Raw genomic sequence first — 23,655 nt, forward strand, 5'->3', positions numbered from 1 at the left:
CCGCACCCCCGTCCCGCGCGGCGTGGTCTCGATCGCCTCGGCCCACACCGCCGGCGCCCGCGCCGTCACCGGCCACCTGCTGGACCTCGGCCACCGCCGCATCGGCTTCGTCTCAGGCTTCGAAGACTGGCTCTCCGGCTCCGACCGCCTCGCCGGCCACCTGGCCGCGCTCTCCGAAGCCGGCCTCCTGAGCGACCCCCACCTGCACCACTACGGCGAACCCGCGATCCACACCGGCCTACGCGCCGGCCGCGACCTCCTGGACCTCCCCGACCGCCCAACCGCCATCGCCTGCTTCAACGACAAGATCGCCGTCGGCGTCATCCAAGCCGCCGCCGAACGCGGCCTCCAAGTCCCCACCGACCTGTCCGTGACCGGCTTCGACGACAGCGAAATCAGCCGCGCCACCACCCCCCTGCTGACCACCGTGCGCCAACCCCTCGACGAGATGGGCCGCATCGCCGTGACGATGCTCGTCCGCCTCATGGAGCGCCAGGCACTGGAGGCACTGCACCTGGAGCTGGCGACCGAGCTGATCGCGCGGGGGAGTACGGGGCCGGTGCCGGTGCGGTCGTGACGCAAAAAAGGGCCCGTACCGAGTACGGACCCTTGCAGAAAAAGTAGCCCCGACGGGATTCGAACCCGCGCTACTGCCTTGAGAGGGCAGCGTGCTAGGCCGCTACACAACGGGGCCCTAGCGGCCGCGTCAGCGCTCCGGGGCGCCTTGCGACCCCGAAAGCATAGCGCACTTCGGACGGCGCTCATCCCGCATTTACCGGGTGGTGGCCGGGCCGTGAGCAGGGTCACTTCGGTGGGTTCGGGGGCTTTGAGCTCTGTGGCGAGCCGTGGTTCCGGTGTGCCTCAGTGCGGCGGCGCCCTGAGTGCAGCGGCAACCTCAGTGCAGCGGCACCGTCAGGTACGGGCTGGCCGGATCCAGCATCAGCGCGCGGTGCAGTTGCAGCGACTCGCGGTACGAGTCCTCCGGATTCCCCTGGCGTCCCATCTTGATCACGCGGCCGAGGACGTACGCCGCCGACATCTGTCCCCAGTCCGCGTAGGTCCGGGCGCACAGGTTGCCGGCGTGCCGGACGATCTGCTCGGCGGTGGTGCGGTCGCAGAAGCCGCAGGACAGGCCCCAGCGGGCCATGTTCACGCAGCGGCCCCAGTCCCAGCTGTCCTGCGTGGCTACGATCGCGTCGGGGGTGATGACGCCGTCGCGCCGCATCCACATCTCGCAGCGGACCACCCACTGCGCGATGTCGGTCATCTCCTGCGCCAGCCGCTCGGGCGCGCCGCGGTCGCGGCACCAGGCGTCGACCGCCTGCGTCAGCAGCTCCGTGTCCTGCGCGGGGTCGCCGCTGGGCTGCACGCCGGCACCGCGCTCGGTGCGGATGCCGAGCACCAGGTCGACGGGCTGCGGGTTCTCGTTGTCGAGCAGCGCGTCGACCTGGTTCTGCCACTGCACCGGCCCCTCGATGCCCCACCACTGGCTCAGCAACTCGCGCTCGCTGTGGTAGTCCAGCCAGGCGTGGCCCATGGTGTTCCACGGCACGGCGTTGGTCACCGACAGGTGCGCGCCGCAGGCCAGGGCGCGCGCCAGATCGCCCTGCGCCGGCTCGTTGTAGACGGTGCGGATGGTGCCGCGCAGGTTGCTCCAGCCCCCGACCAGCTGCGGGTCCTTCCGCATCCAGTGCGCGGCCTTCCCGACGTTCAGCTCGCGCTCCTCCGGCGTCCCCGGATTCACCACCAACTGCATCGTCTGCCGCTGCTTCGCCAGATCCTGCACCCACGCCGGGAACAGATTGCGCTGGAAGTACACGCCCTCAGGCCGCTCGGCGGGCAACAGCGCGCGGGTGTACACCGGCAGTATCAGGCGCGCACCCCGTCGGGTGGTGTCGTACTCCTGACTGACCGTCAACGCCGACTTCGAAGTGCCGCGAATGGCATTGTTCAGCTGCCCGTACACAGTGAGCTGGTTCAGCTTGACCACAGACCTCCGCAGACCGAACTTCGACCCCTGATCCGCCTCCCGCCGCGGCACGAAAACATCCAGCCGAGCCAGCACGGCCAAGTATGCGTCCAAGTCGTCCGCCACCCGAGCCGCAAGCAGCCCCCGGTCGTCGATCGAAGGCGCGGTCCAACTATCGGTCGTCACGCTGAGTCCCCCCTGGGCTCCGTCGTTCGCGGTAGGTCCCCAATATGCCATGCCGGGGGGATGCTATGGCGACTTAGTCAACTGTCGAGTCGGGTGTTTTATTGCCGGAGATATCGAATAAGTTATTGCGGATCAAATCCCCGTGACGAACCTTCGCGGCAGCGGTCTTACACCGGGTAGCCAACGAGTCCGCCCGCTTCGACAGCCGCCTGCGGCTGTCCGGGACGGTGGCGACACCGCCCTGATGACACGGGGCGTTGCGGCTTCCAAATGCAAGAAGACCAGAACAGACGAAATCTGCCCTGGTCTTCCGAATGTAGCCCCGACGGGATTCGAACCCGCGCTACTGCCTTGAGAGGGCAGCGTGCTAGGCCGCTACACAACGGGGCCCCTAGCAGTGCCGCCGCGCCTGGGGCGCTGGCAGCGGGACTTATCTTAGGCGATCGGCGGGGTTCGCCCAAATCGCGGGACCCGCGGCGCCCCGCGGCCCGGGCCGTGGGGCGCCGTTCTACTCGCCGGCGGCGGTTGCGTCGGCTCGGACCAGGCGGACGAAGGCTCGGATGCCGCTGACCAGTTCTCGCTGCTCGGTGAGGCCGTCGACGGCTTGGTCGAAGTGGCGGGTGACGGCTGCGGCGCGCCGTTCGGCTTCCTCGACGCGGCTGCGCAGGCCTGCGCGGTCGGCTTCCGCGGCCTCGCGGGAGAGGCGGATGTCCTCGCGGAGGCGCAGGTCGGCGGCTCGGAGGTCGTTGCGGACGTCGTCCAGTTCCCGGGAGGTGCGCTCCTGGGCTTCGTGAGCGGCGTTGTGCAGGGCCTCGACGGTGGCGGTCAGGTTCGTCAGGCGGGTGGTCAGGTCGAGCACGTCGTCGCGGGGGTACGTGGTCTCCTTCAGCAGGCTCGTGATCCGCGCCTTCACGTACGACAGGTACGCCGCGACCGGCCGGATCGCGCAGCTGAGCAGGTAGAACGCCGCGAAGTAGTAGCCCAGGACGTGCCCCGAGGCGTAGGTCAGGCCGGCCACCACGGCCGCCGTCACGACATGCCCGGCCAGCGCCAGTTGCAGCAGCCGGCGTTCCCAGCGCCGTACCTCGGCCTCGCGGCCCTCGGGGACCGCGATGCCGCGTTCGCGCGAGACGCCGATCTCGTGCCGGACGCGCCGGGCCTTGAAGTACAGGTTCCACGGCACCGTGGTGATGATCAGGAGCCAGTACAGGCTCACCGTGCCGAGTCCGACGTTCAGCACCGTCCGGCCGGGGATGTGGACGAAGTTCGCCACCAGCGCGACGAGGCCCCCGAGGAACACCAGGCCCACGAACGTCTCCCATTGCTTCTTCATGCCTCAAGCGTGCCGTCCGGCGGGGCGTCGGCAGGAGAGTGCGGGTACTCAATTACCCGTGAGTAGCAAAGGGTTGCGGGGCAGGTATGCGCGGCGCGACAAGCAAAAGAGCGGATCCCTTGGGGATCCGCTCTCGCAAGGCTGGGGTACCAGGACTCGAACCTAGAACAACTGAACCAGAATCAGCCGTGTTGCCAATTACACCATACCCCAACGACCACCCGACCCTACTTCGTCGCGCGGCGTTGCGTCGACAACTATACGGGAGGCCCGCCCCACAGCCAAAACGGCTTTCGAACGGGCCTCCCGCCACGCCTCAGACCACGCGGCCTCAGACAATGCGCCTCAGGCAATGCGCCCCAGACCACGCGGCCTCGGCCTCAGACCAAGCGCGGCCGGCGCAGCATCACGCCGTGGTCGTCGCCGTCACGCCGCAATCCCCGAGATCGCCGCCTCCAGCCGCCGCAGCGTCCGCTCCCGCCCCAGCAGCTCGATCGACTCGAACAGCGGCGGCGAAATCCGGCGCCCGGTCACCGCGACCCGGACCGGCGTGAACGCGTTCTTCGGCTTCAGCCCGAGCCCCTCGATCAGCGACTCGCGCAGCGCGGCGTCGATGGCCGCGGTCGTCCACTCCGGGAGCGCCTCCAGAGCCTTGGCCGCGGCCTGGAGCACTGGCTTGGCGTCCTCGCCGAGGGCCTTGGCTGCGTCCGCCGGGTCCACCGCGAAGGCGTGCTCGGGCACGAACAGGAACCCGATCATGTCCACCGACTCGCGCAGCACCACCATCCGCTCCTGGATCAGCGGCACCGCGGCGGCCAGCGTCGCGGCCTGCTCCGGCAGCGGCGGGTCGGAGACCAGGCCCTGCTCGGCCAGGAACGGCACGATGCGCCGGGCCAGGTCCGCCGGCTCCAGGGCGCGCACGTGGTCGCCGTTGATCGCCTGGCACTTCTTCAGGTCGAAGCGCGCCGCGTTGGCGTTGATGCGGGTGCCGTCGAACGCCGCGTACATCTCCTGCGGGGAGAAGAACTCCTTGTCCCCGCCCGGCGACCAGCCCAGCAGCGCCAGGTAGTTCAGCAGGCCCTCGGGCAGGTAGCCCTCCTTCACGTAGAAGGAGAACGAGGCCTCCGGGTCCCGCTTCGACAGCTTCTTGTTGCCCTCGCCCATGACGTACGGCAGGTGCCCGAACATCGGCACCGTCTCCGACAGCCCCAGCTCGATCAGCGCGGCGTGCAGCGGGAGCTGGCGCGGGGTGCTGGAGAGCAGGTCCTCGCCGCGCAGCACGTGCGTGATCCGCATCAGGGCGTCGTCGACCGGGTTCACCAGCGTGTACAGCGGCGAGCCGTCGGCCCGGACCAGGACGTAGTCCGGCACGTTCGCGGTGTCGAAGGAGATCTCGCCGCGGACCAGGTCGTTCCAGGTCAGCGTGCCCTCCGGCATGCGGAAGCGCAGCACGCTGGTGCGGCCGGCGGCCTCGTGCGCGGCGATCTGCTCGGGCGTCAGGTTCCGGCAGGTGCCGGCGTAGCCCGGGGCGCGCTTCTCGGCCTTGGCCTTCTCGTTGACCGCGTCCAGCTCCTCCTGCGTGCAGTAGCAGCGGTAGGCGTGGCCGCCGGCGAGGAGCTTGGCGGCGATGTCCGCGTAGATGTCCATGCGCTCGGACTGCCGGTAGGGGCCGTAGGCGCCGCCGACCTCCGGGCCCTCGTCCCACTCGAAGCCCATCCAGCGCATGGTCGCCAGGAGCGCGTTGTAGGACTCCTCGGTGTTGCGTGCGGCGTCGGTGTCCTCGATGCGGAAGACGAAGCTGCCGCCGTAGTGGCGCGCGAAGGCGTAGTTGAACAGCGCCGAGCGGACCATGCCGACGTGCGGGTCGCCGGTCGGCGACGGGGGGAAGCGGACGCGGACGGGCTTGTCCGTCTGCGGAACGGTTGTTGCGATGTCAGTCACGAGCCACCACCCGGTTCGTCAAGTTGCCAATGCCTTCGATGCCGACCGACACCTGCTGCCCCACCACGATCGGCCCGACCCCGGCCGGGGTCCCGGTGAGGATCACGTCGCCGGGCAGCAGGGTCATCGCCTCGGAGACGTAGGAGACCAGGTCGGCGACCGACCGGGTCATCTGCGCGGTGCGCCCGGCCTGCCGCAGTTCGTTGTCCACCGTGCAGGTGATCGCCAGGTCGGAGGGGTCCAGCTCGGTCTCGATCCAGGGACCCAGCGGGCAGAACGTGTCGAAGCCCTTCGCCCGGCCCCACTGCTTCTCCGCACGCTGCAGGTCGCGCGCGGTGACGTCGTTGGCGCAGGTGTAGCCCAGCACCACGTCCGGCACCCGGGCCGCCGGCACCTGCCGGCACAGCCGCCCGATGACCACCGCGAGCTCCGCCTCGTGCTGCACGTCGAAGGACACGCCGAGCGGGTACTGGATGGCGTCGGACGGGCCGATCACCGAGGTGGACGGCTTGAGGAAGACCACGGCCGGGTCGTCCGCGCCGGGGGCCTCGTTGCCGAGCTCCACGGCGTGCTCGGCGTAGTTGCGCCCGATGCCGATCACCTTCGACGGCAGCACCGGGGACAGCAGCCGCACCCGCGACAGCGGCCAGCGCCGTTGGGTGACCTGGACCGGGCCGAACGGGTGGCCCAGGATCTCGGCCACCTCCAGGGACTCGGGCTGTTCGCCCTCGCCCTCGACGAGCCCGAACTTCACCTCGTCGTCGATGGAGAATCTCGCGATGCGCATCCTGCGATTTTAATGGTCGGGAAGTGACCCGGACTCCGATATAGGCCGCTGAGGCGATCACGGCCCACGAAGCCGGGCCGAGCACGAGCGGCTTCGCGCCGGTGTGCGCCGTTTCCCGCAGGCGGACGCCGGTGTCCGGACCGAACATGCCGCCGGCGAGGAGGAGGTCCTGGAAGCGGTTGGTCGGCGATCGCCGAAGACCTCATAGGCTGTCTCTATGACCCGACTCCCGGATCTGGACGCGCTCCAACTGCTGGTCGCCGTCGCCGACACCGGCTCGCTCGGCAAGGCGGCCGCGCGCATCGGCATCAGCCAGCCCTCGGCCTCGGCGCGTATGGCGACGCTGGAGCGCCGGCTCGGGCTGAAACTGCTGGAGCGCACCACCTCCGGCTCCCGCCTGACCAGCGACGGAGCGGTGATCACCGACTGGGCCCGGCGGGTCCTGGAGCAGGCCGAGGCGCTGGTCGAGGGCGCCGCGGCCCTGCGCACGCACGCCGACGAGCGGCTGCCCGTCGCCGCGAGCCTGACCATCGCCGAGCACCTGATGCCGAAATGGCTGCTGGAGCTGCGCCAGCTGCGGCCGGCCATGCGCGTCGGACTGATCGTGGAGAACTCCCACCAAGTGGTCGCCGCGCTGCGGGCCGGCCAGGTGGATCTGGGATTCGTGGAAGGACCGTGGGTGCCGCGCGACCTGCACTCGGCGGTGGTCGGACACGACCGCCTCGCCGTGGTGGTGGCGCCGGCTCATCCGTGGGCACGGCGCAAGGAACCGTTGACGGCGACCGAACTCGCCGCCGAACCGCTGCTGCTGCGCGAACCGGGATCGGGGACCCGCGAGGTGCTGGAGGCGGCGCTCGCCGCCCACCACGGCCCGGCCGTGCCGCTGATCGAGCTCGGGGCGACGGCGCCGCTGCGCTCGGCCGCGCTGTCCGGGAGCGGCCCGGCGGTCCTGAGCATCCTGGCGGTCGCCGAGGACATCGCCGCCGGCCGCCTCGTCGAGGTGCCGGTCACCGAGGACGTCGCGCTGCGCCGCACGCTGCGCGCGGTGTGGCCGCGCGGCCGGGAGCTGAGCGACGCGGCCGGGTGGTTGGTGCAGGTGGCGCGGGGCCGGGCCTGAGGCGGGCGGTACCGCCTACGCCTGAGCGTCAGCGCCCTCATGCCCGCCGTTCTCGTGCGCGGCGATCTGCTTGCGCACCTCGTCCATGTCCAGTTCCCGCGCCTGCTTGATCAGGTCCACCAGCGGCGCCTCGGGCAGCGCGCCGGGCTGGCTGTAGACCATCACGCCGTCGCGGAAGATCATCAGCGTCGGGATCGACCGGATGTCGAACGCGCCCGCGAGCTCGGGCTGGTCCTCGGTGTCGACCTTGCCGAAGGTGATGTCCGTATTGGCCTCCGACACCCTCCCGTAGATCGGTGCGAACTGCTTGCACGGTCCGCACCACTCCGCCCAGAAGTCGACCAGCACGATCCCGTCGGCGGTGACCGCCTGCTCGAAAGTGTCCTTGGTGAGTTCCACAGTGCTCATGCGAACCACCCTACGCGGGGAGTGTCCAGAGTGCCCGTTTCCGGTCCTCTACCTGGGCGGAGTCGGGAAACGGACTTCATTTCGCTCGATCTTCTCGGACAATGCCCGCAGCACGTCGACCCCGCAGGCACTCGCCAACTGCAGGAGGTACGCCAACACGTCGGCGACCTCGTCGCGCACCCGGAAAGCCTTGTCAGGGTCCGACATCACCTCCACCGACTCCTCCGGCGTGAGCCACTGGAAGATCTCCGCGAGTTCGGACGCCTCGACCGTCAGCGCCATCGCGAGGTTCTTCGGGGTGTGATACGGCGCCCACTGGCGTGCTTCGGCGAAATCCACCAGCCGTCGTTGCAGCGTCGCGATGTCGGGATCACTCATGCCGACCTCTCTATCACGCGCGTAGCACGCGCCTACCGCCCCGGCTTCGCCGTGCTCTCCCGCACCGTCAGCCGCGGCGTGGCCGCCTTGATGTCGCCGACCGTCCCCGGCTCCTCCACGATCCGCATCAGCGCCTCGGCGACCTGCACGCCCAGCGCGTGCGTGTCCCGCGACAGCGCCGTGATCGCCGGATGCACCACCCGGGTCAGCACCGAGTCGTCGAACGACACGATCGACAGCTCCACCGGCACCCGCACCCCCATCTCGGTCGCCACCCCGAGCCCGGCGACCGCCATCAGGTCGCTGTCGTACACGATCGCGGTCGGGGCGTCCGGCTGGGACAGCAGCCGCCGGGTCACCGCCGCGCCCTCGCCGTCGCTGAAGTCCGTCGGCACCGACTGGGTGTCGGCCAGCCCCAGCTGCCCGGCCGCGTCCTTCAGGGCCCTGATCCGGCGCTGCGTGTGCTGGAACGCCGGGGTACCCGCGACGTGCGCGATCCGGGTGTGGCCGAGCGCGGCCAGGTAGCGCACCGTCTCCAGCATCGCCTCGCGGTCGTCGGCCCAGACCGTCGGCAGCTCGCCGTGCTTGCCGTGGCCGCCGAGCACTATGGCCGGCACGCCGAGCCCCTCCACGGCGGCGATCCGCGGGTCCTTGGTCTGCGGGTCCACGATCAGCAGGCCGTCCACCCGCTGCTCGCCGGCCCAGCGCCGGTAGACCGCCAGCTCGGCGTCGGTGTCGTCGACGACCTGGAGCAGCAGCGCCACCGAGCGCGCGGACAGCACCGACTGCATGCCATAGATGAGCTGCGCGTAGAACGGCTCGGCGCCGAGCGTCCGGGTCGGCCGCGCCAGCACCAGCCCGACCGCGCCGGCCGGGGCCCCGCCGAGGGCCCGCGCGGCGCTGTGCGGGTGCCAGTTCATCCGTTCGGCGGCTTGAAGGATCCGCGCGCGGGTAGCCTCACTGACACCGGGGCGTCCGTTGAGCGCGAAGGAGACCGCGCTCGGCGACACTCCGACCTCGCGGGCGATGTCGGCGATGGTGAGCCGGGTCTTGTTCTTCCCGACGATCGCCGCCCGTCCGTAACCCGAGGCGGCGCCGGCGGCACCAGGCTTGTTGACACCGCTGCCAGAGGTGGGCATTAATGACTCCCAGCTGCTTTAGCGCTTTAGTGGCTCGTTCGGGTGGGGTTTCAAGGAGGGGCCGTGACCGTCCAGATCAAGTCCGTGGACTCGACGGAGCTTTTCGTCGGAACCGGTGTGGAACCTCGTCAAGTCCTACGGGTCGTGATCCAGCGGGCCGTCACCGACGGTGCGGTGACTGTATCGCTTCTTGCTCCGAAGGCGCGAGCAACCTGGGAAGTTGCCCCGGGAGACGGCGAGGCCGTCGTCGAGCTGCCGATGGAGATCGACGACGACGTGGCCCCCGGCCAAACCCTCCCCGCGGAACTCCGGCTGCTCGGCGCGGACGGCGAGACCCGCGCTGAGCAGCCGGTCAGCATCACCGTGGCCGAGCCCGGCTGGACCATGTACCTGGTCTCCCACTTCCACTACGACCCCGTCTGGTGGAACACGCAGGCCGGCTACACCCAGACCTGGGAACTGCAGGGCAACGACGGCACCACGCGCCCGGTCTGGGAGAACAACGCGTTCCATCTCGTCAAAGCCCACCTGGATCTCGCCGCCGCCGACCCCGACTACAGCTTCGTGCTGGCCGAGGTCGACTATCTGAAGCCGTTCTGGGACGTGTATCCGCAGTATCGCGCGCTTCTCCGGGAGCTGATATCCACCGGCCGGGTGGAAGTCATGGGCGGTACCTACAACGAGCCCAACACCAACCTCACCGGCCTGGAGACCACGATCCGCAATCTGGTCTACGGCATCGGCTACCAGCGCGACATCATGGGCGCCGACCCGCAGACCGCCTGGCAGCTCGACGTCTTCGGCCACGACCCGCAGTTCCCCGGCCTGGTCGCCGACGCCGGCCTGAGCTCCACGTCGTGGGCCCGCGGGCCGTACCACCAGTGGGGCCCGATGCTGACGAAGTTCGACGGGGTCCAGGGCGACGTCAAGAACATGCAGTTCGCGGCCGAGTTCGAGTGGATCTCGCCGTCCGGCCGGGGCGTGATCACGCACTACATGCCGAACCACTACTCGGCCGGCTGGTGGATGGACTCCTCGGCGACGCTCCAGGAGGCCGAGGAGAAGGTGTACGACCTCTTCCTCGGGCTCAAGCAGGCCGCCGCCACACGCAACACGCTGCTCCCGGTCGGCACCGACTACACCCCGCCGAACAAGTGGGTCACCGCGATCCACCGGGACTGGAACGAGCGCTACGTCTGGCCGCGCTTCGTCACCGGCCTGCCCCGGGACTTCTTCGCCGCGGTGCACGCCGAACTCGCCGAACGCGGCGTCCGGCCGAGTCCGCAGACCCGCGACATGAACCCGGTCTACACCGGCAAGGACGTGTCGTACATCGACACCAAGCAGGCGCAGCGCGCGGCCGAGACGGCAGCCGCCGACGCCGAGAAGCTGGCCACCTTCGCCTCGCTGCTGGGCTACGGCCGGTACCCGAGCGCCGCGCTGGACAAGGTGTGGCGGCAGCTGGCGTACGGCGCGCACCACGACGCGATCACCGGCTCGGAGTCCGACCAGGTCTACATCGACCTGGTGACCGGCTGGCGCGAGGCGCACGACCTGGCCGCCGAGGCCCGGGACGCGGCGCTGGAGGCGATCTTCCGGAACGTCGAGACGTACGGCGGCGCGGGGAACGGGACGGTCGGGGTGTTCAACACCCTGGCGTTCGAGCGGACCGACGTGGTCCGGGCAGTCGTGCAGCTGCCGGAGGGCATCGATGTCGGCGGGCTGCGGCTGATCGACGACGCCGGAGACGTGGTGCCGTTCGTCGTCGAGGCGCACGACGGGCCGCGCGTCGAGGTCGCCTTCATCGCCGCCGGGGTACCCGGGATGGGCTGGCGCAGCTGGCACGTCGAATTCGGGTCCGGGACGGACATCCCGACCTGGCAGGAGACCGCCGAACCCGCGGCGTCGATCGCCAACGAGTACTTCGAGATCTCGGCGGATCCGGCGCGCGGCGGCGGCCTGGCGAGCATCGTCGAGCTGGCCACTGGACGGCAGCTGCTCAAGCCCGGCGAGATCGGCAACGAACTGCGGGTCAGCGAGGAGTACCCGCAACACCCCGAGTTCGGCGAGGGCCCCTGGCACCTCGTCCCGAACGGGACCGTCACCGGCTCGGCCGCCGCGGCCGCCACGTCGGTGCGCGTCGAGGAGTCGCCGCTGGGCCGGCGGTACGTCGTCACCGGGACCGTCGGCGACGTCGACTACGAGCAGCGCGTCACGCTCTGGCACGGCCTGGACCGCGTCGACTTCCGCACCCGGGTCCTGGACTTCACCGGCGCCGACCGGCTGCTGCGCGTGAAGTTCCCGTGCGACGTGCCCGGTGCGCGTCCGGTCTCCGAGGTCGCCGGCGCCGTGATCGGCCGCGGCTTCGCGCTGCCGGATTCCGACGTGGCGGTCGCGCCCTGGACCCTGGACAACCCGGCGAACACCTTCTTCGCCCTCGGCAGCACCGCGACGCTGAGCCTGCGCGACCTCGGCGGGTCCGACCCCGAAGCGGCCGACCTCGGGCGCGTCGCGATCTCGGTGGCCGAGGTCGTCGCCGACGACCTGGACCGGCACGCCGAGGCGCTGCGCGAGCTCGTGGTCTCGCTGGCACGCGTCGGCGTCACCGCGACCACCACGACCGCCGAGGGCGCGCGGTACGGCTGGCTGCACGTCGACTCCAACCTCCCCGACATCCGTGTCGTGATCGGCGGCCCGGACAGCAACCCGCTGACCGCGGAGATCTTCGAACACTGCGATTCCACGCTGCGGCAAGAGTTCGAAGGGTTGCTGAAAAACGAAGGGCACGTCCGCTTCTTCATTCCGGCCCGGACGCCGGTCGAGAAGGCGTGGGTGCCGAACGCCGACCTGCGCGACGTGCGGGCCCTGCCGGTGCTGATCATCGCGGGGGAGCGGCCGGAGGACACCGCGCTCGGTGTGCGCGAGGCGGCGGCTGCTTTCGCGGCGGACACGACGCTTGCCGCGGTCACCGTCGACCCCGCCGACACGACGCTGCTCGACGACCACACCGTCGGCCTGATCAACAACGGCCTGCCCGGCTTCGCCGTCGACCCGTCGGGCGCGCTGCACCTGTCGCTGATGCGGTCGTGCACCGGCTGGCCCTCGGGCGTGTGGCTGGACCCGCCGCTGCGGCGCGCGCCGGACGGCTCGGCGTTCCAGTTGCAGCACTGGACGCACGACTTCGACTACGCGCTGGTGAGCGGCGCGGGGGACTGGCGGTCGGTGGGGCTGGTGGCGTCCGGGGCGGCGTTCTCGGCGCCGATGCTGACGCACCAGGAGGCGGCGCACCGCGGGCCGCTGCCGGGGCGGCACTCGCTGCTGACGGTCACGCCGGAGGGCGCGGCGCAGGTGACGGCGGTGAAGCCGGCCGGGAACCCGGAGTCGGTGGGTTCGGGGCTGGAGGCGTCGCCGGAGCTGGGCTTCATGGTGCGGCTGGCGGAGGCGAACGGCACTGGCGGGACGGTCGCGGTGCGGAGCCCGCTCGGGGTGCTCTCCAGCGACCGCGCCGACCTGCTGGAGGAGTGCGGGCTGCGCTGCGAGGTGCGGGCCGCGGGCTCGGTGGAGCTGGCCGGGTCGCAGATCTCGACGGCGATCCTGGTGCCGGCGCAGGGCTCGGGCTCCTCGGCCTCGGCGCCGGTGCTGGGGCGCGCTGTGGAGCCGGCGCAGCCGGTGTACTCGCGCTACTGGCTGCACAACCGGGGGCCGGCGCCGATGGGCTTCTTGCCGGTGTCGGTGGCTGCTACGCCGACGGTGCTGCACGGGACCGGCGAGGGCAGTATTGATGGTGAAGTCTCGGTCGCGGTGGCGACTCAGTACACGGACACGACGTTCGAGGGGATGCTGACGGTCGTCGCGCCGGAGGGTTGGCGCGTGGAGCCGGAGTCGCGTCCGGTGGCGCTGGAGCCCGGCGGGCACACAGTGTTCCCGTTGACGGTGGCGCCTTCGGAGGCTGCTGCGGCGGCGCCGGGGATGTACTTCGTGCGGGTGCAGTTGGCGGTGGGTGGTTCGGCGGGGGAGTCGGTGGTCGAGGACGTGATCAGTGTCCTGATCGACGCGCCCGAGTACGTGCCGTCGGCGACGTCTCCCGAGACCGAGATCGAGCTCGGGGTGCAGACTCAGGGGACGAAGAGCGAGACGGCACGTCCGACAGGCTTGGACATCGTCTCGCTCACCCCGGACGTCGGCCTCACTCTGTCGCGCGGCGAGCGCGCCACGCTGCGCGTCGGCCTGAGGAACACGACCCGCGGGCGTATCGACGGCGAGGCCATGCCGGTCAGCCCGTGGGGGACGTGGGACTTCATCGGGCCCTACGCTGCGGCGTTCAGCGTTGAAGCGGGGGCTGAGACCTCGGTCGAGTTCGAGGTGTCGATTCCTGCGACCGCCGAGCCCGGGCACTGGTGGGCTTTGGTGAAGCTGATGTGGTTCGGGCGCGCGCAGTACACGGCGGCGGTGCCCGTGGTGGTGCGGTGACGCACTCGCACCTGCACTCCCATCACAGCGACGCCGCAGCTGCTGCGGAAGCACAGCGCGAGGCGACGGTCATCGGCTGGGTCGACGGCGTCGCGATCCCGCGCGAGCTTTTGGACACGCGGGTCCGGGAGTTGCGCGCGGGCCGGCTCGCGGCGCGGCTGCCGGCGGTCGGGAGCAAGGAGGATCGGCAGTTTCTGCGATGGACGGCGCAGGTGCTGCTGACCGAGGAGCTTTGTCGGGTAGAACTGGCGCGGCTGGAGCAGGCGGAGCGGCCGGAGCTGGCGTGGTTGCGTGGTGGAGCGGGGCTTGGCGCGGCGGCTGCCGCGAGTTCTCCGCCGGCTGGCGACTCTGTGGCGGTGGCAGCGCCCCGGCGCCTGACCCAGGCCGAATCCCTCCATCTGGGCTCCATTAACGCGGCTGCCTGGACGTCGACTCCGGCGATGTCAGCGCTCTACGACCTCGTCACCGAGCCCTCGTCCCGCGCCACGCCGGCCACCGGCACGCGCACGTGGTACCGCGTCTCCCACGCCGTCGCCGCCACCGCACTCGACGCGGCGACCACCGCACCGACTTCCCTCGGCTGGACCACCCTCGACGACCTCCCCGCGTCGCTGGCCGCCGAGCTGCGCGCCCGGCCGAAGGGGACGCGCGTGGGGCCGGTGCGCACCGGGCTCGGCTGGCATTTCGCGACCGTCACGGGCACCGAGGTCCGCTCGAACCAGCCCGCCCAGCCAGCTGACAGCATCGACCCGGCGCGCCTGACCACCTTCAACCGCTGGCTCGACGAACGCCGCCGCGCCCTCATCACGCACGCCCCCGGCTTCGAGCACCCCGGCGACCCCAGCCAGCCCGACAACACCCACCGGCATTAGCGCGGCTGCGCTCGCCGCTCGCCCCTCAGCCCACGTAATAAGGCCCCAGATACCCCACCAAAAGCTTCTTGCACTCCGCGATCAGCGCCGCGTCCCCCTCCGGATCGCTCCGGAACGCCAGCTGCAGCACCGCGTCCGCGGCCTCCATCGTCACCCGCAGCGCCAGCTCGATCTCCGCGCTCCCGGCGCGCGAGGAGTCCAGGAACGGTGTCAGCATCCGCAATCGCCGCGCCACCGCCGTGTTGTTCTCGACGTTCTCGTCCAGCAGGTACAGGTCCCGGGGGTCGGCCTCCGACCACTCGCTACCGGCGCCGAAGTCCAGGACGCCGAAGCCCGGCAGCGTCCGGCGCATGTCCACGAACTCGTCGATGGCGACGTCCACGACCTCCTCCACCGAGCGCGGCACCGCCTCGCCGTAGCGCCGTGCCAGGCGCCCCATGTAGTTCTCGAGGTTGCGCGCGGCCAGTGCGTGCACCAAGGCGCTCTTGTCGGCGAAGAACTGGTACACGGTCCCGATCGGCACCTCGGCGCGCTTGGCCACCTCGGTGGTGGTGAGGCCGGCGAACCCGACCTCGTCCAGCAGCTCGGCGCACACGTTGAGGATCCGCTCGTAGCGCTCCGCGCTGCGCCGCTGCATCGGCCGCCGGCGCAGGCCCGCGCTCTCGGTCGTGGATTCCATTCCCCTATTCTCCTCCGCCCGCTAACCTGAGGATGACTCATGTTAGTCCGTCCCGGAGGCCCGCAGTGTTCGATCGCACGATCGCCGATACAGCGAACCCAGCCCATGCCCCGCTCCCGCCGTTCCCCGCGGCCTTCCACTGGGGGACATCCACCTCCGCCTACCAGATAGAGGGCGCGCCGGCCGAGGACGGCAAAGGCGTGTCGATCTGGGACACCTTCGTCCGCCGGCCAGGAGCTGTGCGCGACGGCCAGACCGGCGACGTGGCCTGCGACCACTACCACCGCAGCGCCGAAGACATAGCCCTGATGGCGGACCTCGGCGTGAACGCCTACCGCTTCTCGGTGGCCTGGACCCGGATCCAGCCCGACGGCTCGGGCCCGGCGAACCCGGCCGGCCTGGCGTTCTACGAACGCCTCGTGGACTCCTTGCTGGAGAAGGGGATCACGCCGTTCCCCACCCTCTTCCACTGGGACCTCCCGCAGGCCCTGGAGGACCGCGACGGCTGGCTCGCCCGCGACACCGCCCACCGCTTCGCCGAGTACGCCGCGATTCTGGCCGACCGCCTCGCCGACCGCGTCGAGCACTGGATCACGCTCAACGAGCCCTTCATCCACCTCGCGTTCGGCTACGCCTTCGGCGTCCACGCCCCGGGCCGCGCGCTCATGACCGACGCCATCCCGGTCGCGCACCACCAGCTCCTCGGCCACGGCCTTGCGGTTGAAGCCCTGCGCGCCGCGGGGGCTCGGAAGGTGATGATCGCCAACAACTGCACCCCGGTCTGGCCCGCGAGCGACGCCGCAGACGACAAGGCGGCCGCAGAGGCCTACGACATCCTCCACAACCGCCTGTTCAACGACCCGATCCTCCTCGGCCGCTACCCGGACCTCTCGGCCTACGGCACCGGCCCTGACCTCGGAGGCGTGGTCCGCGACGGCGACCTGCAGACCATCGCCGCGCCCCTGGACGGCCTCGGTATCAACTACTACAACCCGACCCGCATAGCCGCCCCCGGCCCCGAACACGGCCTGCCGTTCCAGGACGTCCCGATCGAGGGCGTCCCGCGCTCGGCCTTCGACTGGCCGGTCGTCCCGGACGGCCTGCGCGAACTCCTCGTGGGCCTCGCCGTCCGCTACGGCGAAGCCCTCCCGCCGATCCACATCACCGAGAACGGCACCTCGGTCGACGACAAGGTGGTCGCCGGCCGCGTCGCGGACACCGACCGCATCGCCTTCATCGACGGCCACATCAGGGCCCTGGCCCAGGCCATGGACGCCGGCGTCGACATCCGTGGCTACCTGACCTGGACCCTGCTCGACAACTTCGAGTGGGCCGAGGGCTTCCACCAGCGGTTCGGGCTGGTGCACGTCGACCACCAGACGCAGGCGCGGACGCCGAAGGACTCGTACTACTGGCTGCGGGACAGGCTCGCGGAGCTGGCAGTGCTACAGCGTTGAGACCTTCTGCAGCGTCCATGTGTTGCCGTCGGGGTCGGCGAAGCGCGCGTAGAAGACATCGGGTTTGCCCTCGGCGGACATCGTCTCGACCTCGGCGATGTCCACGCCGCGCCCGGCCAGCTCGTCCCGCGCGGCGTGGATGTCGTCCACGACCAGGTGCAGCATCTGCACGGATCCGGGCGCCGTGGTGAGCATTCCCTTGCCGAACGCGATGGAGCACGCCGACCCCGGCGGCGTCAGCTGCACGACCCGGAACTCGTCCCCGAACGCCACGTCGTGATCGACGTGGAAGCCGACCTGGCGCTCATAGAAGTCCTTGGCCCGGTCCACGTCCGTCACCGGGAGCGGGATCAGTTCGAGCTTGAAGTCCATACCGCCAGCCTGGCACAGCCCGGGGTCAGACCAGGGAAGGTTCCCGTCCCAAATCCCCGAACGCGCCCTGGAACGCCGCCAACGTCGTCTTCGCCGAAGACGTGTCGTACACGGCGAACACCACCCGGGCGAATCTGCCCTCGAAGACACCGCCGTCTGTGAGGTGCGCGCGGAAGACCCGCGCCACGGTCGTCGGGTCATTGCGGAACACGCCGCAGCCCCACGCGCCGAGCACCAGCGTCTGCACGCCGTGCTCCGCCGCCACGGCCAGCACGCGCCCGGCGCGCTCGGTCAGCAGGTCCTCGATCTCGTCCAGGGCCGCCGGCTCGTGCTTGGCCAGCGCTCCGGCGTTCGGGGCCGGCGAGGTCAGGTAAGAGACCTGATACGGCGCGTCCAGCAGTCGAGTGGCACTGTCCCGATAGACGGGCACCGCCGGCGAGAAGATCACGCGGTGGCTGTACCGGGTGTCGCGGTTCGCCCGGTGCGCGTCGTAGTAGTCGCGCGCCTCCAGCAGCGTCGTGTACAGCGCCGAGCTGCGGCAGAGGTCTTCCTCCTGGGCCCGCGCGCCGCCGAGGTAGCCGCCGCCGGGGTTGCGGGCCGAGGCGAAGTTCAGGATCGCGACGTCGCTCGCGCCCTCGGTGAGGACCAGCCGCTGGCCGGCTGCGGTGCTGGTCTCGCCGGTGACCTCGAACGCCGTCTCGTGGCGAACCGCATCGGCGGCGTTGAAGGACTGGTCGTTCAAGAGCCGCTGCGTCTGGCCCGGGCTGTACGAACGCGTGTCCTGACAAGCCGCAGCCACATCCGCGGCCAGATCCACCCGCGCACCACGCGGATTCACGTAGTAGCCGGCGGCGATGATGCTCTCGTTCTCGAGAGCGAGGCTTTTATATATCCCCATAAGTCTTTCTACTTAACGAAGGTGAAAAGCTTCTTGTCGTCCGGCAGCGGAGCGGGATCCCGCTCCTGCCGATTCCCGGCGACATAAACTGAGGTCGGCAATTCCGAATCCGACTCCCACAGATCGGAGAATCCCGCCGCGGTGAACCACCCTTGGATCCTCGGGATCACAGCCGGATCCCAGCGGTGGCGGGTCCAGATCGCGGTGCCGCCGCGCGCGGTCAGGTTCGCGGCGCGCGTGACGGTGTTCTGGATGTCGGCCTCGGTGATGTTGCCGAAGATGCCGCACAGCAGGAGCAGATCCGCCGGCGCGTAGTCGCCGAACAGGGCCGGGTCGGCCGCGTCGCCGGTCCCGACCTCCACGACGCCGTCCAGGTCGGCCGCGGTCACGGCGTCCCGCGCGATCTGCGCGATCGCCGGATCGAACTCGATGAGGCGGGCGCGGACGTCGGCGCGCCGCGGGTGCTCGGCGAGCACCGGGACCAGGTCCCTGCCTTCGCCGGCGCACAGACTCAGGATCTTGATGCTCCCGGCCGGGGCTTCGTCGAGCGCGCGTCGAATGCCCCGCTGGACCACGACCAGCCGCTGTGCCATCGACGAGTCCGGATTGTCATATTCCGCGAACCACGTCTTCCAGTCCCTTAATCCGGGCCTGGTCTCGTCGTCGGGGTCTACGATCGCGTCCATGTCTATTGTGTACCCTCCAATGGGTCCTTACGCCACCGGATTCCTCGACGTCGGCGACGGCAATCGGATCTACTACGAAGAGCTCGGCAACCCGGACGGCAAACCCGCCGTCAACCTGCACGGCGGCCCCGGCGCCGGCTCGATGGTGGGCCCGACCAAGGCCTGGGACCCCGAGAAGTGGCGGGTCATCCGCTTCGACCAGCGCGGCTGCGGGCGCAGCACGCCGCACGCGGCCGACCCGGCGACCGACATGTCCGTCAACACCACGTGGCACCTGGTGCGCGACCTGGAGCTCCTGCGCGAGCATCTGGGTATTGAGAAGTGGCTGGTGAAGGGCGGCTCCTGGGGCGCCAGCCTGGCCCTGGTCTACGCGCAGACGCATCCGGAGCGGGTCACCGAGATGATCATCCCGGCGGTCACCTCGACCCGCCCGGAGGAGACCGACTGGCTCTACCACGGGGCGCGCCGGCTGTTCCCCGAGGCCTGGGACCGGTTCCGCAACCACGTGCCCGAGGACGAGCGCGACGGGAACCTCGTGCAGGCGTACAACCGCCTGATGGAGAACCCGGACCGCGCGGTGCGCGAGGCCGCGGCGAACGCCTGGATGGAGTGGGAGGACGCGGTGATCTCGTTGGAGAGCAACGGGAACCCCGGCGCGTACACCGAGGGCTTCGTCGACGACGAGCGGATGGCGTTCGTTCGCATCTGCTCGCACTACTTCGCCAACGACGCCTGGCTGGAGCCCGGCCAGGTCCTGCGCGACATGCACAAGCTGCACGGCATCCCGGCGGTCCTCGTGCACGGACGGCACGACCTGGGCAGCCCGGTCTACACCGCGTGGGAGATCGCGCAGGCGTGGCCGGACGCGAAGCTGGTCGTCATCGAGGACTCCGGGCACACCGGCAGCGACGCGATGGGGGAGGCGCTGAACCAGGCGACGGAGGAGTTCTCGAAGCGGTAGCCCGATGACTCCCACCCACTCCCACCCGGGGCGCGCGCGAGCCCCCGTTTCGCGTGCGCCCACCCTCGCCTAGTCTGATCACGTGCCCGACACCACAGCTCACCCCCGCAATGACGCGGAGCACCGTGACGCGACCGACCCGCTGGCCTCCCTGCGCACCCGCTTCGTGATCCCCGACGAAAAGCTCATCTACCTCGACGGCAACTCCCTCGGCCGGCTGTCCAAGGCCTCCCTGGACCGGGTCCGGGAAGTCGTGGCCGACGAATGGGGCGACCGGCTGATCCGGTCCTGGAACGAGCGCTGGCAGACGCTGCCGCAGACCGTCGGCGACTACCTCGGACAGCACTTCCTGGGCGCCGCGCCGGGACAGGTCGTCGTCTCCGACTCCACGTCGGTGAACCTCTACAAGCTGGCCTCCGCCGCCCTCGACGCGCGCCCCGGCCGGGACGTGATCGTCAGCGACCTCAACAACTTCCCGACCGACCGCTACATCCTGGAGGGCCTGGCCGCCGCGCGCGGTCTGGAGCTGAAGCTGGTCGAGTTCGACGAACTGCTCGGCCCGACCGCCGACCAGCTCCGCGCGGTCCTGGACGGTGACGGGCTGGCCGGGCGCATCGCGCTGGTCTCGCTGTCGCAGGTGGACTACCGCTCCGCGGCGCTGGCCGACCTCGCGGCCGTGAACCAGGTCGTGCACGAGGCCGGCGCGCTCGTGCTGTGGGACCTGTGCCACTCGGCGGGCTCGGTCCCGATCGAGCTGGACGCCAGCGGCACCGACTTCGCCGTCGGCTGCACCTACAAGTATCTGAACGGCGGCCCCGGATCCCCGGCGTTCCTCTACGCCAACGCCTCGCTCATCGACGGGGTCCGCCAGCCGATCTGGGGCTGGTACGGGCAGAACGACCAGTTCGCGATGGGCCAGGGCTACGACCCGGTGCCCTCGGCGACGCGGTTCCTGGTCGGCACGCCGCAGGTCGTCGGCGTCTCGCTGGTCGAGGCCGGCGCGCAGGTCCTCGCCGAGGTCGGCATCAAGCCGTTGCGGGACAAGGGCGTGGCGCTCACCGAGTTCGCGATCGAGCTGTTCGACGCGTGGCTGGCCCCGCTCGGCTTCACCCTCGGCAGCCCGCGCGACTCCGCCGTGCGCGGCAGCCACGTCTCCGTGCGGCACCCCGAGGCGTACCGGATCTGCCGCGCGCTGATCGAGCAGGACGTCATCCCCGACTTCCGCACCCCCGACCGCGTCCGTCTCGGGATGGCCCCGGCCACGACCCGGTTCGTGGACGTCTGGGACGCGTTCGACGCGATGCGCCGGATCGTCGAGACGAAGGCCTACGAGCAGATCGACCCGACGCGCACCGACGTCACGTGACGCCCCGCGAGGTCGCTGGGCTCACAGGCCCAGCGACTTCGCGATGATGCTCTTCATGACCTCGCTGGTCCCGCCGTAGATCCGGGACACGCGGGTGTCCGCGTACAGCCGCGCGATCGGGAACTCGGTGATGTAGCCGTAGCCGCCGTGCAGTTGCAGGCACTTGTCGATGACGCGCCCGGCCGCCTCGGTGCAGAACAGCTTCACCTTCGCCGCGTCCGCGACCGTCAGCTCCCCGGCCTCGTGCAGCTCCAGCGCGCGGTCCACCATGCACTGCGCCGCCTCGACCTCGGTCGCGCATTCGGCCAGCACGAACTTGGTGTTCTGGAACGAGGCCACCGACGTCCCGAACACCGTGCGCTCGCGGACGTAGTCCAGCGCGAACTGCAACGCCGCCGACGCCGAGGCGTAGCCGCCGACCGCGATCGCCAGCCGCTCCTGCGGCAGGTTGTGGGTCAGGTAGCCGAAGCCCTTGCCGGGCTCGCCGAGCAGGTCCTCCACCGGGACCAGCACGTCGGTGAACGCCAGCTCGGCGGTGTCAGAGGTCTTCAACCCGATCTTGTCCAGCTTGCGCCCGACCGAGTAGCCCGCCGCCTTGGTGTCCACGCACAGGATCGACAGCCCGCCCCGCCGGTCCTCCGGCGTCGCCGGCGCGGTGCGCGCGACCACCAGAACCAGGTCCGCCAGCACGCCGCCGGTGATGAAGGTCTTCGCGCCGTTGAGCATGTAGTGCCGGCCGTCCTCGGTCAGCTTCGCGGTGGTCTGGATCCCGGCCAGGTCCGAGCCGGTACCGGGCTCGGTCATCGCGATCGCCGTCATCAGCTCGCCGGACAGGAACTTCGGCAGCCAGCGCGCCTTCTGCTCCTCGTTGGCGTAGGCCAGCAGGTACGGCAGGATCAGGCCGACGTGCACGGTCGTGGTGCCGAACGTCACACCGGCGCGCGTGGTCTCCTCGATCACTATCGCCTGGTACTTGAAAGTGCTCAGCCCGGCGCCGCCGTACTCCTCCGGCACTTCGATCCCGAATACCCCGAGCTCACCGAGCCGGTGGTAGAACTCGCGCGGCGGGTGCCCGGCCTGCTCCCACTCGGGATAGACCGGGACGACCTCCTTGGCGATGAAGTCGCGCAGCATGGCGCGGAAGGCTTCGTGGTCCTCGGTGTAGACGGTGCGGCGCATGGCGCCAAGTTACCGACGGGTAGCGGAAAAGGCCATGGGCCCTGCGCTTCTAGAACGCGTCGGCCGGCGGTTCCGGCGAGGCCTCGGCATCGGCGTCCGTCACCGGCTTAGCCCCGCCCTGGAAGTCGTCCAGGTCCTTCCCGCGCACCACCCGGCTCGGGAACGGATCCGAGGCGGCGCGCCGGACCAGCCCCGCCACCGGCAACGGCGCGTCCGAGGCCATCAGCACCAGGTTGCCGAACTTGCGGCCGCGCAGGATGCCGGGGTCGGCGAGCAGCAGCACGTGCTCGAAGTGCGCCTTGGCGGTGGCGACCTGGCGCCGCGTGAAGGTCAGGCCGGCGCCGGCCGTGCCGTCGGCGAGGTTCACCACGTGCACCCCGGTCGGGCGCAGAGCGCGCTTCGACAGCGCGACGTACTCGGTCGACGTGAAGTGCTTCGGGATCCGCGCGGCGGCGAAGACGTCGGTGACCGTCACGTCGAAGGCGCCTTCCGGCACCCGGCCCAGCACGTCCCGCGCGTCGCCGGTCCGCAGCCGTACCCGCGCGTTGCGCGGCAACGGCAACTCCTTGCGGACGAAGTCCAGGAGCTTGCCGTCGATCTCCACCACCTGCTGCCCGGAACCGGGGCGCGTGACCGCGATGTAGCGCGGCAGCGTCAGCCCGCCGCCGCCGAGGTGCAGCACGCGCAGCGGCGCGCGTTCCTCGGCGGTGAGGTCCATCAGGTGCGCGATCTGCCGGACGTACTCGTACTCCAGGTACGTCGGGTCGTCGAGGTCGACGTGCGACTGCGGGGTCCCGCCGATCATCAGCTGGTAGGCGTTGCGGCGGTCCAGATCGCGGAGGAGGTCCGGCCCGTCGGGGTCGTCGGCGGGGGATTCCTGCGGGGTTTTGGCGCGCGGCATGCCCGAGAGTCTAAGTGCCCCGCCGCTTTTGAGGGCTTTGGCGAGGTCGGACGGCATTCTGCCACTCGATAGAGGTACTTTTCGGTACTAGCTCCCCAATTCGGCTATCACAGACACTGAGGGTCGGCAGTCGCAGTCATCCGAGCAGGTGGGGACGGCGTCGTGGGCCGCGCGCAGGGGCGCGGACCACGACGCCGAAGCCGAGGTAGAAGCCCGCCGATGGTGAGACGCGGCTGGCGGTCCGGGTCCGCGGGGGTATCGGCGGACCTCTTCGGTATCAGGACCCTGGTGGGGGAACGGAGGCGGTACAGCCGTGGTTCGCAGCAGATTCGGATTCGGCGTCGCGGTGTGCGTGCAGGTCGCCGTGCTCGGTATCGGGATCAGTGTTGGTTTGGCGGCCACGAGGGGACACGCGTCTGTGGCGACGGCTGACCAGCCCACCGATCCGCTACCGGTGGAGCCGGGGCTGCCGTTCGGCTCCTCGTTCCACCAGCATCTCCCGCTGCCGAGCCCTCCGGCTCCGCCGCCTTCGACGCCGCCGCCTCCACCCCCGCCT

20 protein-coding genes, 3 tRNA genes and 1 pseudogene are annotated in these 23,655 nt (G+C 70.5%); 8 read left to right on the forward strand and 16 right to left on the reverse strand.

Annotation, left to right across the window (positions count from 1 at the left end; all coding sequences use genetic code 11):
- Positions 1 to 577: substrate-binding domain-containing protein (locus tag GWK61_RS35145; protein WP_194916013.1), on the forward strand; the 577-nt coding region annotated here is incomplete at its 5' end.
- Between the two features lie 44 nt (positions 578 to 621).
- On the opposite strand, the gene GWK61_RS35150 is transcribed toward GWK61_RS35145, so the two are convergent.
- The 7 genes from GWK61_RS35150 to GWK61_RS35180 form a co-directional block, all read right to left on the reverse strand.
- A tRNA-Glu gene (locus GWK61_RS35150) sits at positions 622 to 694 on the reverse strand.
- Positions 695 to 895: 201 nt separating this feature from the next.
- Positions 896 to 2,155 (reverse strand): DUF1266 domain-containing protein, encoded by a 1,260-nt coding sequence (locus tag GWK61_RS60000; protein ID WP_194916014.1) that lies wholly within the window; start codon positions 2,153 to 2,155, stop codon positions 896 to 898.
- A gap of 317 nt (positions 2,156 to 2,472) precedes the next feature.
- A tRNA-Glu gene (locus GWK61_RS35160) sits at positions 2,473 to 2,545 on the reverse strand.
- Positions 2,546 to 2,663: 118 nt separating this feature from the next.
- A complete protein-coding gene (locus GWK61_RS35165; RefSeq protein WP_194916015.1) occupies positions 2,664 to 3,488 on the reverse strand; it encodes a hypothetical protein in 825 nt (274 codons plus the stop codon).
- A 141-nt stretch (positions 3,489 to 3,629) separates the two neighbouring features.
- A tRNA-Gln gene (locus GWK61_RS35170) sits at positions 3,630 to 3,701 on the reverse strand.
- A gap of 213 nt (positions 3,702 to 3,914) precedes the next feature.
- On the reverse strand, positions 3,915 to 5,429 hold the full coding sequence (gene gltX / locus GWK61_RS35175) for a glutamate--tRNA ligase (RefSeq protein ID WP_323747901.1): 1,515 nt from the start codon (positions 5,427 to 5,429) through the stop codon (positions 3,915 to 3,917).
- Entirely contained in the window at positions 5,422 to 6,216 is a 795-nt protein-coding gene (locus GWK61_RS35180) for a fumarylacetoacetate hydrolase family protein (RefSeq protein ID WP_194916016.1), read from the reverse strand. Before GWK61_RS35180 ends, gltX begins: the two co-directional genes overlap by 8 nt.
- Positions 6,217 to 6,433: 217 nt before the next feature.
- Here GWK61_RS35180 and GWK61_RS35185 point away from each other — a divergent pair, with 217 nt between their 5' ends.
- Positions 6,434 to 7,333 carry a LysR family transcriptional regulator gene (locus GWK61_RS35185; RefSeq protein ID WP_194916017.1) on the forward strand — a complete coding sequence of 300 codons (900 nt, stop codon included), beginning with the start codon at positions 6,434 to 6,436 and terminating at the stop codon, positions 7,331 to 7,333.
- A 15-nt stretch (positions 7,334 to 7,348) separates the two neighbouring features.
- Here the strand turns inward: GWK61_RS35185 and trxA are convergent, their stop codons facing one another.
- The 3 genes from trxA to GWK61_RS35200 are packed head-to-tail and all read right to left on the reverse strand — an operon-like array spanning position 7,349 to position 9,258.
- Positions 7,349 to 7,741, reverse strand: coding sequence for a thioredoxin (gene trxA / locus GWK61_RS35190; protein ID WP_194916018.1), 393 nt, complete (start codon positions 7,739 to 7,741; stop codon positions 7,349 to 7,351).
- A 48-nt stretch (positions 7,742 to 7,789) separates the two neighbouring features.
- Positions 7,790 to 8,119 (reverse strand): nucleotide pyrophosphohydrolase, encoded by a 330-nt coding sequence (locus GWK61_RS35195; protein WP_194916019.1) that lies wholly within the window; start codon positions 8,117 to 8,119, stop codon positions 7,790 to 7,792.
- A 32-nt stretch (positions 8,120 to 8,151) separates the two neighbouring features.
- Positions 8,152 to 9,258: a LacI family DNA-binding transcriptional regulator gene (locus tag GWK61_RS35200; protein ID WP_228563465.1), complete on the reverse strand. Its 1,107-nt coding sequence runs from the start codon at positions 9,256 to 9,258 to the stop codon at positions 8,152 to 8,154.
- A gap of 63 nt (positions 9,259 to 9,321) precedes the next feature.
- On the opposite strand from GWK61_RS35200, the gene GWK61_RS35205 reads away from it, so the two are divergent.
- A complete protein-coding gene (locus tag GWK61_RS35205; RefSeq protein WP_194916020.1) occupies positions 9,322 to 13,728 on the forward strand; it encodes a glycoside hydrolase family 38 N-terminal domain-containing protein in 4,407 nt (1,468 codons plus the stop codon).
- Positions 13,725 to 14,600, forward strand: a complete 876-nt coding sequence (locus GWK61_RS35210; RefSeq protein ID WP_194916021.1) for a peptidylprolyl isomerase — start codon at positions 13,725 to 13,727, stop codon at positions 14,598 to 14,600. The genes GWK61_RS35205 and GWK61_RS35210 overlap by 4 nt, the downstream gene beginning before the upstream one ends.
- Before the next feature lie 25 nt (positions 14,601 to 14,625).
- Here the strand turns inward: GWK61_RS35210 and GWK61_RS35215 are convergent, their stop codons facing one another.
- A complete protein-coding gene (locus GWK61_RS35215; protein WP_194916022.1) occupies positions 14,626 to 15,279 on the reverse strand; it encodes a TetR/AcrR family transcriptional regulator in 654 nt (217 codons plus the stop codon).
- A 65-nt stretch (positions 15,280 to 15,344) separates the two neighbouring features.
- On the opposite strand from GWK61_RS35215, the gene GWK61_RS35220 reads away from it, so the two are divergent.
- Positions 15,345 to 16,736: a GH1 family beta-glucosidase gene (locus tag GWK61_RS35220; RefSeq protein WP_323747902.1), complete on the forward strand. Its 1,392-nt coding sequence runs from the start codon at positions 15,345 to 15,347 to the stop codon at positions 16,734 to 16,736.
- Here GWK61_RS35220 and GWK61_RS35225 read toward each other — a convergent pair.
- From GWK61_RS35225 to GWK61_RS35235, 3 genes are read right to left on the reverse strand one after another with little or no spacing between them, the layout of a single operon-like run.
- Positions 16,725 to 17,108 (reverse strand): VOC family protein, encoded by a 384-nt coding sequence (locus GWK61_RS35225; RefSeq protein WP_194916023.1) that lies wholly within the window; start codon positions 17,106 to 17,108, stop codon positions 16,725 to 16,727. The two genes, GWK61_RS35220 and GWK61_RS35225, sit on opposite strands and share 12 nt — an antisense overlap.
- Before the next feature lie 25 nt (positions 17,109 to 17,133).
- Positions 17,134 to 18,006: a TIGR02452 family protein gene (locus GWK61_RS35230; protein WP_194916024.1), complete on the reverse strand. Its 873-nt coding sequence runs from the start codon at positions 18,004 to 18,006 to the stop codon at positions 17,134 to 17,136.
- An 8-nt stretch (positions 18,007 to 18,014) separates the two neighbouring features.
- A complete protein-coding gene (locus tag GWK61_RS35235) occupies positions 18,015 to 18,692 on the reverse strand; it encodes a class I SAM-dependent methyltransferase family protein (RefSeq protein WP_194916025.1) in 678 nt (225 codons plus the stop codon).
- On the opposite strand from GWK61_RS35235, the gene pip reads away from it, so the two are divergent.
- On the forward strand, positions 18,691 to 19,653 hold the full coding sequence (pip, locus tag GWK61_RS35240; protein WP_194916026.1) for a prolyl aminopeptidase: 963 nt from the start codon (positions 18,691 to 18,693) through the stop codon (positions 19,651 to 19,653). The genes GWK61_RS35235 and pip overlap by 2 nt on opposite strands.
- Positions 19,654 to 19,735: 82 nt before the next feature.
- Complete coding sequence (gene kynU / locus GWK61_RS35245) at positions 19,736 to 21,019, forward strand: kynureninase (protein ID WP_194916027.1); 1,284 nt, start codon at positions 19,736 to 19,738, stop codon at positions 21,017 to 21,019.
- 21 nt (positions 21,020 to 21,040) lie between these two features.
- Here kynU and GWK61_RS35250 read toward each other — a convergent pair whose 3' ends face one another.
- Together GWK61_RS35250 and GWK61_RS35255 are read right to left on the reverse strand one after the other, a co-directional pair.
- Positions 21,041 to 22,198 (reverse strand): acyl-CoA dehydrogenase family protein, encoded by a 1,158-nt coding sequence (locus tag GWK61_RS35250; protein WP_194916028.1) that lies wholly within the window; start codon positions 22,196 to 22,198, stop codon positions 21,041 to 21,043.
- A 49-nt stretch (positions 22,199 to 22,247) separates the two neighbouring features.
- The gene (locus GWK61_RS35255; RefSeq protein WP_194916029.1) at positions 22,248 to 23,099 is read right to left on the reverse strand and encodes a spermidine synthase; all 852 of its coding nucleotides are present in this window, start codon (positions 23,097 to 23,099) and stop codon (positions 22,248 to 22,250) included.
- Between the two features lie 313 nt (positions 23,100 to 23,412).
- Here GWK61_RS35255 and GWK61_RS57250 point away from each other — a divergent pair.
- Positions 23,413 to 23,655 (forward strand): annotated as a pseudogene (locus GWK61_RS57250) (serine/threonine-protein kinase); the annotation flags it as partial.

It is taken from the genome of Catenulispora rubra (genome assembly GCF_015356825.1).
GTDB lineage: Bacteria > Actinomycetota > Actinomycetes > Streptomycetales > Catenulisporaceae > Catenulispora > Catenulispora rubra.